This window comes from Microcoleus sp. FACHB-SPT15 (genome assembly GCF_014849525.1).
Taxonomy (GTDB): domain Bacteria; phylum Cyanobacteriota; class Cyanobacteriia; order Cyanobacteriales; family Coleofasciculaceae; genus Symplocastrum; species Symplocastrum torsivum.
This window is the reverse complement of the sequence record NZ_JACJNU010000051.1, coordinates 18,067-33,774: the sequence shown is the minus strand read 5'-3', so window position 1 is coordinate 33,774 and position 15,708 is coordinate 18,067. Positions and strand designations below refer to the sequence as shown.

The following is a 15,708-nucleotide window of genomic DNA, read 5'->3' as shown; positions in this document are numbered from 1 at the left end:
TGAGTCATAATTGACTTATGACTCAATGCCTGTCTGTAAAGTGCAAGCTTATAGTCCCTGTAGAGTATCGACCAAAGATCGATGAAACTCTGCGGGGATTTGCTGATGCTTGCAACCAGATACTTGCAGTAGCCAAACGTGACAACTGCTGGAACACAACCAAGCTTCACCACAAGGTTTATAAGCAAGTTCGAGAAGCGACAGGACTTAAAGCCAATCACGTCTGCCAAGCGATTCGGCGGGTGATTGGCAACGCCAAAGCAGTTAAGCAAATCCACAAATTCAGAGCAACTTCTATCAGTCTGGATATTCGGACGTTCAAGTATATTGAGTCTGATCAAACTGTCGGGGTGACGCTCAAGTGTGGACGGGTTAACTTCAGTCTGTCCATTGGTGGATATCAGATTGCACTGCTTAGAGGTCAAAGCCTCACTAGTGCCACGCTCAATAAGTCTAAGAAGGGTGACTACTACATCAACTTTGTTGTTGAGATAGATACTCCACCAACGGGTAAGACTCCCAAGGTGATTGGCGTGGATTTGGGTAGACGGGATATCGCCACTACATCCACGGGTAAATCTTGGAGTGGTGAGCAAATCCAATCTGTTAGAGACAGATTTAGTCGAACAAGAGCGAACGTTCAACGCAAACGCACTCGCAACTCTAGACGGTTGCTGAGAAGGCTTTCTGGCAGAGAACGTCGCTTTCAAGAGTGGTTGAACCACAATATCAGCAAGCAATTGGTAACGGAGGCTAATGAGTCTGGTTCTGCACTGGCTTTTGAGGATTTGACCAATATTCGGGAAAGCCTTAACCAAAAGCCACGTAGCAAGACTGAGCGTCGTAGGACTAACAACTGGGCGTTCTATCAACTCCGGTTTTTTGTTACCTACAAAGCCGTGATTGCTGGCGTTCTGGTCGTGTTCGTGCCACCTGCTTACACAAGTCAGACTTGTTCCCGCTGCCGACATATCCATCCTGAAAAGGGGAAGTCGTACCGGAACGGCAAGCGATTTAAGTGTGGGCATTGTGGATGGGAGCATGATGCAGATATTAACGCAGCCTGTAATATTGCTGATTTTGGGAAGTCTGTAAGCCTTCCCGAAAGTCCAGGGATAGCGTGTCGATTAGAAGGGCAATTGCCCCTATTTAGATTCGCTTGATCCGGGCTAAAGCCCCGTCACGAAGAGTGCGGGGTAAGCTTACATAAGTATTAAGTATTCGTAAAAGAACTTGATATGACATGATTGCCTCCCCAAAATCCCAACCCATGGCTCCCCAGGAATACCTGGAATGGGAAGAACAACAACCGATTAAATATGAATACATTAATGGCGAAGTCTTCGCCATGACTGGGGGAACACTCCCCCACAATTCGATTGCTCTTAATTTAGCCTCCGCTCTCAAAACTCATCTAAGAGGCAAAGGCTGTAAAGTTTTCATGGCAGATGCAAAAGTCGGCGTATCAGAGAAAGGGTCTTATCACTATCCTGATGTGATGGTAACTTGCGATCTCCGTGACCAAACTGCCCGTCAAATCGTTTACTACCCTTGTCTAATTGCCGAAGTTCTCTCCCCTGGTACCGAAGGATATGACCGGGGCGATAAATTCAAGCACTACCGTCGCATCAAGACTCTGAAAGAATACGTCCTCATTGATGCCGAAACGATGAGTGTCGAGTGCTACCGACTCAACGAGCGAGGCAAATGGGAACTCACTGCCTACTCAATTGAGGAAGCTACCACACAAGAAGCAGAACTAGAAGTCGAATTCACCAGCGTTGACTTTCACTGTCCCATCTCCCTGCTTTATGAAGATGTGGAATTTCTGCCAAATAATGAACAGTTAGCTGAAGGACAATAGGGTGCGATCGCTTTCGGACTTAGGTTGTATAGCCCCAGAATTCTATTCTGAGGGCGTTTCTCAATCACGCGGCTTGCTGTGTCTGTGTCTGAGCAAACTGCCAGCGCGTCACACCTCCTTCCACGCGGCTGATCAGAATCCCGAACCACTCTAAACGCTCTAGATTTTCTGCGATCGCTTTTTTCTGCCGTTGTGCGCCATTAAACAGAATCACTCTATAGCCATCCGTCTATTTTTTGAGAGAAGAAAACAGCCTCGGATAGCTTAAGCCAGGTTTCTCGGCATGGCATAGTACATTTTCAGCCTCATCAATTCCGTAAGGGCAAGAATTTTAAAGTGAATGTCGCTGACTTAAGAGGAATGGCACTGACTTAAGAAAATTCATCACACCGACCACTCTTTGTGCAGGGGGTCTGGGGGAGGCACTCCGTCCCCCAGTGGGGGGTTTGGGGGGAAGCCCCCCAAGCTGGGTTTTTCTACAAACGACTATTTTTCGCTTAAGTCAGTGACATTCGACTTAAGAGGCTTGAAATAAATTTCAGGCTCAAAGCTTAAGTAAGCTAAAGCTTTCTGGATAAGCCCTTCAACCCATTTTAGCGGGTTTTAGCTTTTAGCCCAAACTTAAGTTCAGGGCTTAAGTCAGTGCTATTCCTTTGAAAGTTGCCTTGCCCCAAGTTAATTGGTATCTGCTTAGTTATCGCACCCTAAAGCTCGATACAATCTGCTCAAAGGCTTGTATTGATGGGTCAGATGGATTAATGTAGCCTCTACTCAAGTGAATAACGCTACGACCATCTGGAGTTGGTAGCACAATATTGTCAAATCCGTATAGCCCATCCGACTTATAAGCGAGTGCTTCTTGTCCAGCAACAGTAGCAGTACGACTATTGTTAATACCTATGCTGAGGCGGTCTCTCCACTGTGAAAGCGAAAGTCGCTCAGCATTACTATGAACAGAAATACTGATATTGGGAGGGTATTCACCACCTTCAAAGCTCTGTGATTTGATTGCTTGATAATCTGCTTGCTTCCAAATGTTTATCGTTCCTTGCAAGGATTCACCTGGTTTAGGTTGCGAATTTTCCTGGCTGCTATCGACAACGTAACCGTTGGGATATCTAAACCCTAAGCTAAATCTAGCACTGCGATAGACATTTCGTGCCTGGGGGGTTTGTCTTCTAGCGGCGGGATTAGGCGAGGACGTGCTTTGAGCGATTGATGTTGGTGTAGCAGTCTCAGATAAGTTCACCTTCTGAGTAGATATAGCAGGATTGATAGAAGTGCAACCGATTGCTAGCAAAGCTATCAATCCAATGGGGAAAACGTGTTTCATGGAATTGACCAGATTAGTGTTGAAAACTTAAGTAGTAAAAGTTCGAGGAGTGATGTCCATCGCACCTGATACAAGAGCATTAGGGACAATAGACAAATTAGCCTTGTGATACTGTACCTATAGTAGGCTTGGAGAAAGTCAATAGGCTTCACCCGATTGCTTCACCCAATCGGGTGAGTTTGGTTGCGTAGGGAGAAGGCACAGTTACTCTTGATTCCCTGAAGCGATCGCCTATTAGATGAATGTGAGGAGCGATCGCATTTAATCAGCCACGACAATCCCAACTCGCTATCCCTAAAGAAGCTGTATCGCTAAAATTAGAAAGCTAACAGCTACAAGCTTGAGAGCGAATGGCAAACGACGACTGGTTGGAAATTGGTACTATTGTTGCTCCTCAAGGTTTAAAAGGAGAGTTGCGCGTCTATCCAAATTCTGATTTTCCTGAACGGTTTGAAGAACCTGGACAGCGCTGGCTACAACGACCGGGTGAGACGGAACCTCAACCCATAGAATTGCTACATGGGCGTTTTGTTCCTGGAAAAGGGATATACGTTGTGCAGTTAGCCGGAGTTGAAACCCGCGAACAGGCAGAAGCACTGCGGGATTCTCGCCTCCTGGTACCCGAAAGCGATCGCCCAGAACTGGGAGACGATGAATATCATGTGATGGACTTGCTGAATCTAGAAGTCTTCAATCAGTTAACAGGTGAAGCCATCGGTATCGTGGTAGATGTAATTCGAGCAGGTAACGACCTTCTAGAAGTAAAACTCCACCAGCAACCGGAACCCAAAGCCGAAAAGCCAGAAGCCCCAATCCCTACCCGAACCAGTAAGATACGCAAACCCAAGCGTAAAGTTCCGGCAAAGCCAGCAACAGTATTGATTCCTTTTGTAAAAGCGATCGCACCCGTTGTAGACCTTCAAAATCGTCGGATTGAGGTTACACCACCAGAAGGTTTGCTGGGAATTAATGACAATTAAGTCACATTTTGGAGAATAAAAACTGTGGAATGGACTCCTGAAGCCGAAGCCAAATTAAAAGAAATTCCCTTCTTTGTGCGTTCTGCTGCCCGTCGTAAAATTGAACAATTTGCCCAAGAAGCTGGACAAACTACCATTACTTTAGAAGTTTACGAACAAGCCAAAGCTAAGTTTGGATAATATCAATTCTCCTAATGTTTGCTACATATAGCAAAAGGCAGAAGGCAGAAGGGATGCATATTGACTGGTCTTGGTTTCAGTATTTAGCGCAAGTCCTAATCTCCTTGGCAACTGCTATATCAGAGACTGTAACCCGTTAATTTTCAGAAAAAGGTGAATTTAAGAGTTATACGTAGGAAGCATTAAAGGAAAGGGCGCAACTGTGCGCCCCTACCCAAAAATAAATACACTATCAAAGGAAATTACTGGAAATCTCCTATTTTCAAGCTGGCACTCAAGACTTGGCAGGCAGTTTAGGCATCACTCATTACCCAATTAACCAGAGTACGAACTGGGTAGCCAGTAGCACCAGCAGGATTGCAGCCCTCATCTTTATCTGCCCAAACGGGACCCGCGATATCTAAGTGCGCCCAAGGTGTCTCTTTGACAAACTGCTTCAAGAAGAGGGCGGCTGTAATTGAACCTCCAGGACGAGGACCCGTATTTTTCATGTCGGCAATTGACGATTTCAATCCCTCGAAGTATTTCTCCTCCATCGGCATTTGCCAGAACTTTTCGCCCGCCGCTTCTGAAGCAGTTTTGAGTTGAGAGGCTAGAGTCTCATCGGCTGTCCACAGTCCGCCGATATCATTACCCAAAGCAATAATACAAGCACCTGTTAACGTTGCTAAATCAACGATCGCATCTACTCCCAACTTCTCAGTAAACACTAGCGCATCTGCCAGGGTTAACCGTCCTTCAGCATCCGTGTTGTTAACTTCAATTGTCTTACCATTGGAGGCAGTAAGAACATCACCTGGATGCATCGCATTACCGCTAATCATGTTCTCCGTCACCGCGCTGACGAAGTGAACCTCAACATCCGGCTTGATTTGCCCAATTGCTTTTGCTGCACCTAAGGTTGCTGCTGCACCCCCCATATCCATCTTCATCGTCTCGATACCACTACCAGCGCCTTTGATATTCAAGCCGCCAGAGTCGAAGGTTAAACCTTTACCAACAATCGCTATTTTACGCTTCGGTGTGCCATCGGGTTTGTAGGTTAGATGAATAAACTTTGGAGGCAAGTCTGACGCTTGGGCAACACCTAAGAAAGCACCCATCCCTAGCTTTTCACAGTCTTCCCGTTCTAAGATTTCCAGAGCAAGACCATGTTCAGACGCGATCGCTTCAGCCGTCTGGGCCATGCTAATGGGTGTTACTGCATTGGCTGGGGCAGCGACCAATTCCCGTGCCAGAATTACACCTGTAGAAATCGCTTGCGCTTTAGTTATCGCCGCTTCCTGACCACCCAGTCCCAGCAAATCAACCTGTTCTAATTTTGCGCCTTTATCTTCCGGTTCAGACTTGAAGCGATTATCCTGGTGCAGCGCTAGAATGATACCTTCAGTAATTGCCTGAGCTGTGTCGCTTGGATTATCGTTCGCTACTGGTAAGCTAATGCCTAGCGTTTTGCTCTTTTGCTGTTTTGCACTCCGAGCGATCGCCGCTGCCGCACGACGCAAGCTGTCTAAACTTAGGGCATCGGGTTTACCCAATCCAACCAGTATAATTTTACGGATTGAGCTGCCGGAACCCACGCGCGTTACAGCACTACTACCAGCACCGCCCTTAAACTCTGTTTCTTCAATCAGTTCTTTGAGCGTACCAGCCAGCTTCTCATCCAACTGGGCTAAATCACCACTTAGATCAACAGCATCTTCAAATAATCCCACCGCTAGGGCATCGCCAGTCCAGTCTAACCGTGGTGTATCCGTTGCTCGAATTTCCATCCCTATCTTCATTTATATGAGTACCTGATCATCAGTATTGCTCGGAAAAACAAAAAAGACTCATAGTTACTGACGTCAAAGCGCAAAGAACTCTTGAGCGAGGCAACTTTTGTAGATAATTAATGTCTTTGGTAAGGTTGTACTGCCCTACCCTGAATCGGGCAAAGGACGTTACTATATTGCAAGTTTTGCTTCCATTGCTTTAGTTCAAGCAGAAGATTACTCAGTTAACGCTTCATTTCAAAAAAGCAAGATAAAGAAAGGTTGTGCCAGTGTTGGGTAAACGAGGATTAATGCTAAAGGGACGGACAATTAAAATTCCTGTGGCGGTAGGAGTAGGACTACTGCTGTGCGGGCTACTTAGCTCATCGCTGATAGCACTGAGACTGACTGGTTTACTAGACCGATGGATTGATAATGAACAAACTGCCAATCCATTAAGCCTGAGTAAGGAAGAGGCAAAATCAGCAGTGTTACCACTGGTATCTCTGCCACCTCAAGCTAGGGGATCTCAGCTAGAAGCGATCGCCTCTGGCTCCAAATCACTCGAGCAGCATCGCGCCCGTTATCTTCTGGCGTCTGACTTGATTCAACTTCGTCAAGGAGAAAAGGCACTTACTTGGCTAGAAGGATTAGATTCGGAGTATCCTGCTTTGGCATCCCAAATCGGCGTAAAACGCGCCCAAGCTTATGAAGTAGCAGGGGATACAGCAAAAGCCCAGGCAGCCTGGAATGACATATTGAAAAATCATCCCGATCAGCCAGTAGCGGCTGAAGCGCTGTATGCTTTGGGGAAAGCGAATCCTGAATATTGGAATCAAGCGATCGCAAAATTTCCAGCGCACCCCCGCACCCAAGAAATTATTCGTCAACGCCTCAGCAAGAATCCCAAACAGCCAGCTCTATTGTTGCTCTTAGCGAAGCATAATCCAGAAGCAAAAGGCATGGGGGCTGTGCGCGATCGCTTAGTTGACCAATTTGCCTCCCAACTCAAACCAGAAGACTGGCAAGCGATCGCCTTTGGCTACTGGGAAACTCAGGAATATGGCAAAGCAGCCAAAGCTTACGCCCTTTCTCCCCTCACTCCTCGCAATGCTTATCGAGTTGGTCGAGGGTATCAACTCACGGGAAAACGAGCAGAAGCCAGAATTGGTTACCAAAAGCTAATTAGCCAATTTCCGGATGCAAAAGAAACAGGGCTGGGTTTAAGGCGTCTAGCTAGCCTCTCACCCTCAGAAGATGCACTCAAATACCTTGATTTGGTCATCAGCAAGTTTCCTGATGAAGCGGCTGAAGCGTTGTTTGCCAAAGCTGACATTCTGGATGCATTGGGAAGCGATACTTCTGCCGCTCAAGCCCGACAGTCGGTAATGTCGCAATATCCCAGTTCCAATGCAGCAGCTAATTATCGCTGGAAGGTAGCTGAGAAAAAAGCAGCAGAAGGAAAGTTACAAGAAGCATGGCAATGGGCACAACCGATTACTACCCAAAGTCCTGATAGTGATTTGGCACCTGAAGCCGCTTTTTGGGTGGGGAGATGGGCAGCGCAACTCGGACGCCAGCAAGAAGCCAAAGCTGCATTTGAGCATGTGTTAGCTCGGTATCCAGAGTCTTTCTATGCATGGCGCTCTGCCCGATTTTTGGGGTGGGATGTGGGAGACTTTGATACCGTGCGGGATATGATGCCAAACTTTGCCACACCGCAAGTACGAGCCGTACCACCTGCAGGTTCAGCAACGTTAAAAGAACTTTACCAGTTAGGTCAAAACAATGATGCTTGGGCACTTTGGCAGACGGAACTAGAGAATCGGCAAGAGCCAACAGTTGCGGAGCAGTTTACTGATGGTTTAATGCGGTTGGGGGTAAGTGACAATCTAGTAGGCATTAATAAAGTCTGGTACCTGAGCTTACGAGACACCCCCCAAGAGCGATCGCAATGGCAAACACTGCGTCGAGCACCAGAATACTGGCACGCTCTTTTCCCCTTCCCCTTCCTGGAACCCATTACCACTTGGTCACAACAACGCCAGCTCAACCCCTTACTCGTAACTGCTCTCATTCGCCAAGAGTCTCGGTTTGAACCCAAAATCCGTTCTGTTGCGGGTGCTACAGGTTTGATGCAGGTGATGCCAGGAACTGGCAGTTGGATTGCCAAGAAAATTGATCTAGAGCAATACAACCTAGAAAATCCCGACGATAACATCAAGCTTGGTACTTGGTTTCTGGACTACACCCACGGGGAGTACAAGAACAACTCGCTATTGGCAGTTGCGAGTTACAATGCTGGTCCCGGTAATGTGTCTAAGTGGGTTACAAAATACGGTTTCACTGACCCAGATGCCTTTATTGAACTGATTCCCTTCCCCGAAACCAAAGGCTATGTTGAGTCAGTATTTGGTAATTATTGGAATTATCTGCGGCTCTATAATCCAGAAATTTCCCAGATGTTAGCCAAGTATGCCACTACTGAGCCAGTTGTCCCAGGCAAATGAAGACTGCTCAATCGTGAGATTTTTCTGAACCCTGTTGGTTAAGGGAGGAGAGTTTGTTCCCTCAACATCTTGCGTCTGTCCGATTATCCGCCAGGGATTCAAGTCCCTGGCTAACAGATTAAGTCCACTTAAGTTGACTCAGGATTCAATCATTGCTAAAACAAGGCTCTAGTCAAGTCCCACTTGCTAGTGTCCCCATCACGCGATAGGTACAATAGTTAGCGAGTCCCGAACCTAACCAAACTGATGACGCCTTCTGAAGTAGAGACTGCATCCCAGCTAAATTCAGATACCCTGGACACCGAAGACATCAACGAATTGCCTGATGATGTTGAGATGTCGCTATTCGACCACCTAGAGGAGTTGCGACAGCGGATTTTCTATGCGCTGATTGCCGTGGTTGTGTGCGTTGCTGGCTGCTTTTTAGGGGTTAAGCCAATTGTCCGGTTGCTGGAAGTTCCCGCGCAGGGAGTCAAGTTTCTGCAACTAGCTCCAGGAGAATACTTTTTTGTCTCCATAAAAGTAGCTGGCTATAGTGGCTTACTGGTTGCTAGTCCTTTTATTCTTTACCAAATTATTCAGTTTGTTTTACCAGGACTGACTCGCCGCGAACGACGTTTAGTTGCCCCTGTAGTTTTGGGTTCGAGCACCCTATTTTTCATTGGCTTGGCATTTGCCTATATTGCTTTAGTTCCTGCGGCATTGAACTTCTTTATTAGTTATGGAGCAGATGTTGTTGAGCAGTTGTGGTCAATTGATAAGTATTTTGAGTTTGTCTTGCTATTAATGTTTAGTACTGGCTTGGCATTCCAAATTCCAATTATTCAGCTTCTTCTAGGCTTTTTAGGAATTGTTTCTTCCCAACAAATGTTATCAGGTTGGCGTTTCGTAATTATTGGCGCAACTGTTTTAGGAGCCGTATTAACGCCCTCAACTGACCCCTTGACCCAAAGTTTACTAGCTGGTGCTGTACTTGCGCTTTATTTTGGTGGTATTGGTATGGTTAAAGTCTTAGGGAAATAATATAAGTCAATCTGCTCTCTTTTTGAGACTGGCTAGAAGCTCATCACTATAGAGAAGGACGTTACAGGCTTGAGCGATCGCCAAACAGATGTCATCGTAATTGGTAGTGGGATTGGGGGTTTAAGCTGTGCAGCACTTCTAGCACGATACGGCTTTGAGGTAACTGTTTGCGAGAGCCATTCCATCCCTGGCGGTGCGGCACACGCTTTTGAACGCAACGGATTTAAGTTTGATTCAGGCCCATCGCTCTACTCAGGTTTATCGTATAGCCCCTCTGCCAACCCCCTCCGACAAGTGTTGGACGCTATTGGCGAGAAACTGCCGTGTGTGAACTACGATACATGGGGTTGCTGTCTGCCGGAAGGGGATTTTGATACATCGGTTGGTGCCGAGCAATTTTGTGAAGTTCTATCAAAGTTCGGTGGCAATGAGGCTGTTGCTGAATGGCTCAAGCTTCAGCGCGTGATGGAACCCTTAGCGAGTGCTGCTGTTGCAATTCCGCCTGCTGCAATGCGCTTGGATCTGGGTGCGGCGCTTACGGTGGGTCGATTTGCCCCGTCTTTAGTACGGCATACCCCTAATATTTCTAAGCTAACGGGTTCGTTCAGCCGGATTATGGACGGCGTTATCCTTGACCCATTTACGCGCAACTGGCTCAACTTGTTGTCTTTCCTCCTCTCTGGACTGCCAGCCGATGGTACGAGTGCGGCGGAGATGGCGTTTATGTTTGCAGACTGGTATCGACCTGGTGTTGTACTGGATTATCCAGTGGGTGGTGGTGGCGCTCTTGTTGATGCACTGGTGCAGGGACTCAAGCGACATGGTGGTGAACTTCTGCTTGGCACTCATGTCGAGGAAGTGTTGGTAGAAGGGAATCGCGCAGTTGGTGTGCGTCTGCGAGGTGGCAAAGAAATGCGATCGCGTCGAGCTGTTGTGTCGAATGCCTCGGTTTGGGATACGCTCAAGCTACTGCCAGAAGGAGCAGTCCCCAAACGATTTCGAGCAAAGCGACAGGCGACACCTAAATGTGACAGCTTCATGCATCTTCACCTCGGTATTGATGCCCAAGAACTACCCCCAAACCTTGCTTGTCATTATATTGTGGTTAACGATTGGCAAAAGGGCGTGACAGCTCCGCAGAATGTTGTGCTGGTGTCGATTCCGTCACTTCTCGACCCATCTCTCGCCCCACCTGGAAAGCATGTCATCCATGTCTACACACCGGGAAATGAGCCATATGAGCTGTGGCAGGGAATGGATCGTCGGAGTGAAGAGTATGCGCGACAAAAGCAAGCGCGTGCAGAAGTGATGTGGCAAGCTTTGGAGAGAATCATTCCGGATGTGCGATCGCGTTGTGATGTAACCCTAATTGGTACACCACTGACACACGAGCGGTATCTCCGACGCTACCGAGGGTCATATGGGCCAGCAATTCGAGCTGGAGAGGGATTTTTTCCAGGTTCAGGTACACCTTTACCAGGACTGCTATGCTGCGGAGATTCAACCTTTCCTGGGATTGGTCTACCTGCCGTTGCTGCCAGTGGGATGATTGCCGCGAATACGCTTGCACCCGTGCAAAAGCATCTCGAAATGTTTAAAGATATTGGGTGCCTAGCATAGCAGTTGAATTGTCAGACCGCCCTATCTGCCTGATTTAGGGCTACTCTAGAGGTGCGTAGAAATCGAGGTGGGCAATGTCCACCTTGTTACTGGAGGCGTTTCCCTATACTGGAGGAGTCCGATGCCGGGATTGACGGTTAAAGACCTGGAAAAATTACAAGTGCAGCATCCGGACTATCGGATGGAGTTGGTGAGTGGGGAGATTGTTGTCATGAGTCCATCAGGGTATGAATCCGATGAAGTCGCTGCTGAGATTATCCGACTCTTGGGCAATTGGGTCAGACCTCGTCGGTTGGGACGAGTGACTGCATCCAATGCTGGATTTATTCTACCCAATGCCGATAAGGACGTGCGTGCGCCTGATGCGTCGTTTGTACGAGCAGAGCGATTGCGGCGAACCACAGGAGACTATGCTCAGTTAGTCCCTGATTTGATGTTTGAGGTCAAGTCTAAAACTGACTCCTTATCTAAGTTGCGTCAGAAGATTCAGGAGTTTTTAGCTTTAGGAACACAGGTTGGGGTTTTAGTTGACCCGCGAAGTCGGACGATGGAGGTTTATCGTTCAGGTGTGGAGAAAGAGGTTTTGCGGGATGGGGATGTGCTGACGGTGCCGGAACTGCTACCGGGATGGGAGATGGCAGTGGCGGAGGTTTGGGCACCAGAGTTTGATTAGGTAAAAGGAGAGGGGCGAATGATCCCAACAATTCCTCTAAATTTTGAATAATCTCAGAGCTATCTAGAAAATAGGAGTCAGAAGGCAGGAGTCAGGAGAGATTAATTTTCATTCCTTTGTTGTGTACGCAGCGTATGGAAGGCTGTTTTGAAAGTCAAAGCTCAAAAATATGGTGTCTGATATGGATAGTAGCAATATCATTCTCAATCTTTTAGAAGATATTTCGAGTTGCTGGAATCCTGAGCGTTTTTCCATTGCTAGATATCCTCAATACGTTGGAACACTTATCAATAAGTCTGCTTTCTTATCAAAAAAGGTTTCTTGCCTTGATATGTTGATTAAAAAACCATTTAGTAATATTAGGTTACCCTATTCTGACAGAAGTATTATTGAAATAGTTGATATATGTCTGGAATACGAAAAAAATATTAATCCAAATTGGAATCACTATTATACTTATTTAACAATAGATCAACGTCTTGTAAAACCAGGTTTTACTCATAGAAGAGAGGGCATTCATTTTGATGGAATGCAGGGAGTTGCATACCGCAAAAAAATGCCTGTTTGCCATTCATATATCGTTTTTGATACTTTGCCTACCAGGTTCTACACACATAAATTTATGGCAATACATCTAAGTGAAGCTAGAAATAATTGGTTTTTTGAACTAGAACAACAGGCAAAAAAAGAAATAGTTTTTTGTCCAAATCCATTCGATATTTTTCTGATGACTGCATATCAGATTCATGAAGCAGTTCCAGCAATTAATTTCACAACAAGAACATTTGTGAGAGTAGAATTTACTTTAAAAAAATACAATAGAATAGGAAACACTGTGAATCCTTTGCTCGGAATTGATTGGCAATTCGTTGATCGAGAAATTCCTGTTCATTTGAGAAAAAAACAGTTCAAAGATACAGGATGGAAAAAGTAAATTATTATTTTTTTTCAACATCTGTTTCTTTTGATAGCCTAGACTATATATTTTGATACCTGCTGCACAAATGCGGTATGTTCTGGTGCAGCCAACCCCTCCTGCAACACGGCTAGCACTCGCCCCATATTCCCACTCAATAAGTCATCCACTGCCAACCACAAGCCTGAAAACACTTGGCTCCGAATCACCCCATCCTCATCCACTGGCAGTGGAACATACTCCCCCTCCTGCAAATAAAACCAGTCCAATCTCTGCTCAAACACTTGCCAAACGATATACTCTCTAATCCCATTGCGACGATAAGCTCGTTTTTTATCACCCAAATCAATCGCAGCACTACTCGCCGCAATCTCTGCCACAAGTTCCGGTGCCCCCTCTATATAATCATCCTCACTCAGCCGTGCCTGACCTCCAGCCTGTTCCTCGATCAACAGCACCGCATCGGGTTGGGGTTCATTGTCCAAATCTAAACGAACGGTGGGTTCAATTCCCAACTGAATACCAGGTGTTGCAACTTTGTAAGTCCACAACCAACCAGTCAAATCTCCGTGAGGTTGACCATGACTTCTAAAACGCAATGCAGCAGGCACGTAGACAACTCCTTCAATCAGTTCAGCTTTCCTAAGATGAGGCATAGCATTGTAGCGTCGCTCAAATTGATAGCGATTTAGGCGATCGCCACTTTCCAGTGGTGGAATTGGCTGATGTTTCTGTTGAGGAGGTGTCTCGACCATTGCTTGTGTTGTAGATATGGAATGAAGTTTCAAGCAGAAACAGTTAGTTTTTCAGGGCTTGGGATGCTTGAGTAGCGGAGTGATTCCCACGTTCCTTGGAGAGTTGGTCGATGGTATCTCCAATAACCGTGGTTAAACTTTTGCGGGTTTGGGCGTGGTTGGTTTGCTCGGTTTTCAAGGCATCGAGAAGGCGATCGCGTTCCCCCATGATGTCTTTGAGCTTTGTCCGCAATTCCTCAACACTTTCCATCTTCGCTAGTTCCTGCTCAATGGCTGATGCCGCTTCTGGGTCATCGGCTTTCAGGCGCGAACTCTCCCCTTGTAGTTGCCGTAGTTCGGCTTTGAGGGTTTCGACCTGTTGTTGGGCAAGCCGCGCTTCAGTACGGCGCTGCTGTGCTTCAGTATTGTATAGTTGACGCCAGTTATCTGCACTTTCGTAAGCTGTATCGCGATCGCTAATCGTCTCAGCTAGTTGCTGCTTCAGTGCTTTAATTTGCGCTAACCACTGCGTGACATCGTTGCTCATCAACCCGTGTTCCTCTCTGTAATTGCTGTCAAATACTGCCTTGTGTAGATCGCATGACTGACCACTTGCATAGGTCAATTGTCCGTAGATTTGGCACAGTAATTCGTAAGATCAATATCAAGTTCGATTAGTTACTTCATTGGGTAGATTGGGGTGCTTTGCTAGTGGTGGCGTAATTAGTTGCATCTGTACAACCGATAACGGACAGAGAGTGACAACTAATATACGAAGAATTCAAGCGTACTTGATATAAGATACCTTGCTGCCAAAATCAGAGCTTATGTTATCTTCCCGTTTTTTCCGTTTCTTTCGTTACCTAAATTTGGGAACTTTGAGGAAGACGTTCGCCCGTGCGATGAAACGTCGGTTGATGGGTTTGTCTGCTGAGATGGCATACAACGCTATGTTGGCTCTATTTCCAGCGATTTTGGCAGTTCTCACAGCGATTGGATTGTTTGAAGACTCTTTACAAGAGACCTTCCGCGACTTGGCAAATCAACTTAGCCAAGTCGCACCTGACCAGGCAGTGGAACTCATTCGTGCCTTTAAGAATGAGATTATCCGGACAAAAAGTAGCGGTTTATTTTCTCTTAGCTTCGTCTTGGCGATTTGGACATCTTCTGGAGCGCTTAGTGCAGCGATGAATGCGCTCGATCAAATCCATGAAATTCCTTCACAACAAACACGACCCTTTTGGAAAGCCAAGTTGATTTCTCTGGGCCTAACACTTGGCAGCATCGTACTTCTGGTTACTGCCTCTTTCCTGGTATTCATCAGTGGTTGGCTTGTGGGAATGGTAGCCGAACAGAGTGGAGTTGGGATTTTACTTACACTCTGGCGACTTTTGAGCTGGCCGTTGGCTTTGGGTATCGTTGCCACTGCCTTTGCCTTTATCTACCGCTTTGGGCCAAGTCGTTGGACTCAGGGAACACCAATGATGCCAGGAGCTGTTTTGGCAGCGATTTCCTGGGCGATTTTGTCGGCGCTGTTTCGGCTCTACGTCGCAAATTTCGGCAATTACAACAAAGTTTACGGTGCTGTGGGGGCTGTGATTATCTTACTGCTCTGGCTTTATATGACTTCTTTGGTACTTTTATTGGGCGACCAACTCAATGTTACAGTGGGAGACGCAATACGACGAGCTAAAGCTGCCTCGATAGAAGCAGCTAAGACAGAAGAATCTGCGATCGCCAAACCCAAGACAGTCGAGGATAGCCAGTCTTGACTACTGATGTAGCGTCAACTGACAACTTAGTTATCCTCAACCTCCAAAAGCGCCACCGTGACTGCACCAAACGCAAACGCCAAAACTATTGGCATTGGCGACTTTAGCCAATAACTCAAAATCGCAGCAACAACAGTCACAACCACGGCGGAAATGGACAAAAATCTTTCATCCTTACTCAAGCCTTTTTCCGCTTTAATCAATCTAAGAACCTTAGGTGGAATTGGCTCAGGCATGACCGCTCCTGGCGGAAATGCCCAATAGTGACAACGCTCTACATATAAATCTGTCCAACCATTCTCAAAACACCAGTCTTTAACCCATTCTTCGCAGTAGTGTTTCATCGTCA

At 46.6% G+C, this 15,708-nt stretch carries 16 protein-coding genes; 10 read left to right on the top strand and 6 right to left on the bottom strand.

Going from position 1 to position 15,708, the window contains the following annotated elements; all coding sequences use genetic code 11:
* Positions 1 to 17 precede the first annotated feature (17 nt).
* Together H6F98_RS18100 and H6F98_RS18095 are read left to right on the top strand one after the other, a co-directional pair.
* The gene (locus H6F98_RS18100; RefSeq protein WP_192220098.1) at positions 18 to 1,163 is read left to right on the top strand and encodes an RNA-guided endonuclease TnpB family protein; all 1,146 of its coding nucleotides are present in this window, start codon (positions 18 to 20) and stop codon (positions 1,161 to 1,163) included.
* Positions 1,164 to 1,243: 80 nt separating this feature from the next.
* Entirely contained in the window at positions 1,244 to 1,864 is a 621-nt protein-coding gene (locus tag H6F98_RS18095) for a Uma2 family endonuclease (RefSeq protein ID WP_192220097.1), read from the top strand.
* A 64-nt stretch (positions 1,865 to 1,928) separates the two neighbouring features.
* Here the strand turns inward: H6F98_RS18095 and H6F98_RS18090 are convergent, their stop codons facing one another.
* Complete coding sequence (locus tag H6F98_RS18090) at positions 1,929 to 2,078, bottom strand: hypothetical protein (protein ID WP_192220096.1); 150 nt, start codon at positions 2,076 to 2,078, stop codon at positions 1,929 to 1,931.
* Between the two features lie 480 nt (positions 2,079 to 2,558).
* Positions 2,559 to 3,197 (bottom strand): hypothetical protein, encoded by a 639-nt coding sequence (locus H6F98_RS18085; RefSeq protein WP_192220095.1) that lies wholly within the window; start codon positions 3,195 to 3,197, stop codon positions 2,559 to 2,561.
* A gap of 350 nt (positions 3,198 to 3,547) precedes the next feature.
* Between H6F98_RS18085 and rimM the strand changes: the two genes are divergently transcribed.
* Both rimM and H6F98_RS18075 read left to right on the top strand, forming a co-directional pair.
* On the top strand, positions 3,548 to 4,177 hold the full coding sequence (gene rimM, locus H6F98_RS18080) for a ribosome maturation factor RimM (protein WP_192220094.1): 630 nt from the start codon (positions 3,548 to 3,550) through the stop codon (positions 4,175 to 4,177).
* 24 nt (positions 4,178 to 4,201) lie between these two features.
* Entirely contained in the window at positions 4,202 to 4,357 is a 156-nt protein-coding gene (locus H6F98_RS18075; RefSeq protein ID WP_192220093.1) for a PCP reductase family protein, read from the top strand.
* 293 nt (positions 4,358 to 4,650) lie between these two features.
* On the opposite strand, the gene H6F98_RS18070 is transcribed toward H6F98_RS18075, so the two are convergent.
* Positions 4,651 to 6,129 (bottom strand): leucyl aminopeptidase, encoded by a 1,479-nt coding sequence (locus H6F98_RS18070; RefSeq protein WP_192220092.1) that lies wholly within the window; start codon positions 6,127 to 6,129, stop codon positions 4,651 to 4,653.
* A 293-nt stretch (positions 6,130 to 6,422) separates the two neighbouring features.
* Here H6F98_RS18070 and H6F98_RS18065 point away from each other — a divergent pair, with 293 nt between their 5' ends.
* The 5 genes from H6F98_RS18065 (at position 6,423) to H6F98_RS18045 (ending at position 12,871) form a co-directional block, all read left to right on the top strand.
* Positions 6,423 to 8,621, top strand: coding sequence for a transglycosylase SLT domain-containing protein (locus H6F98_RS18065; protein ID WP_192220230.1), 2,199 nt, complete (start codon positions 6,423 to 6,425; stop codon positions 8,619 to 8,621).
* A gap of 246 nt (positions 8,622 to 8,867) precedes the next feature.
* Complete coding sequence (tatC, locus tag H6F98_RS18060) at positions 8,868 to 9,644, top strand: twin-arginine translocase subunit TatC (RefSeq protein ID WP_192220091.1); 777 nt, start codon at positions 8,868 to 8,870, stop codon at positions 9,642 to 9,644.
* A gap of 69 nt (positions 9,645 to 9,713) precedes the next feature.
* Complete coding sequence (locus tag H6F98_RS18055; RefSeq protein WP_192220090.1) at positions 9,714 to 11,264, top strand: NAD(P)/FAD-dependent oxidoreductase; 1,551 nt, start codon at positions 9,714 to 9,716, stop codon at positions 11,262 to 11,264.
* 121 nt (positions 11,265 to 11,385) lie between these two features.
* Positions 11,386 to 11,937 (top strand): Uma2 family endonuclease, encoded by a 552-nt coding sequence (locus H6F98_RS18050; protein ID WP_192220089.1) that lies wholly within the window; start codon positions 11,386 to 11,388, stop codon positions 11,935 to 11,937.
* Between the two features lie 181 nt (positions 11,938 to 12,118).
* On the top strand, positions 12,119 to 12,871 hold the full coding sequence (locus tag H6F98_RS18045) for a hypothetical protein (RefSeq protein ID WP_192220088.1): 753 nt from the start codon (positions 12,119 to 12,121) through the stop codon (positions 12,869 to 12,871).
* A 38-nt stretch (positions 12,872 to 12,909) separates the two neighbouring features.
* Here H6F98_RS18045 and H6F98_RS18040 read toward each other — a convergent pair whose 3' ends face one another.
* Entirely contained in the window at positions 12,910 to 13,608 is a 699-nt protein-coding gene (locus H6F98_RS18040) for a Uma2 family endonuclease (protein WP_192220087.1), read from the bottom strand.
* A 43-nt stretch (positions 13,609 to 13,651) separates the two neighbouring features.
* Positions 13,652 to 14,134, bottom strand: a complete 483-nt coding sequence (locus H6F98_RS18035; protein WP_192220086.1) for a hypothetical protein — start codon at positions 14,132 to 14,134, stop codon at positions 13,652 to 13,654.
* Positions 14,135 to 14,414: 280 nt separating this feature from the next.
* On the opposite strand from H6F98_RS18035, the gene H6F98_RS18030 reads away from it, so the two are divergent.
* Positions 14,415 to 15,359, top strand: a complete 945-nt coding sequence (locus H6F98_RS18030; RefSeq protein ID WP_192220085.1) for a YihY/virulence factor BrkB family protein — start codon at positions 14,415 to 14,417, stop codon at positions 15,357 to 15,359.
* Positions 15,360 to 15,385: 26 nt separating this feature from the next.
* Here H6F98_RS18030 and H6F98_RS18025 read toward each other — a convergent pair whose 3' ends face one another.
* On the bottom strand, positions 15,386 to 15,703 hold the full coding sequence (locus H6F98_RS18025; RefSeq protein WP_192220084.1) for a hypothetical protein: 318 nt from the start codon (positions 15,701 to 15,703) through the stop codon (positions 15,386 to 15,388).
* Positions 15,704 to 15,708 lie beyond the last annotated feature (5 nt).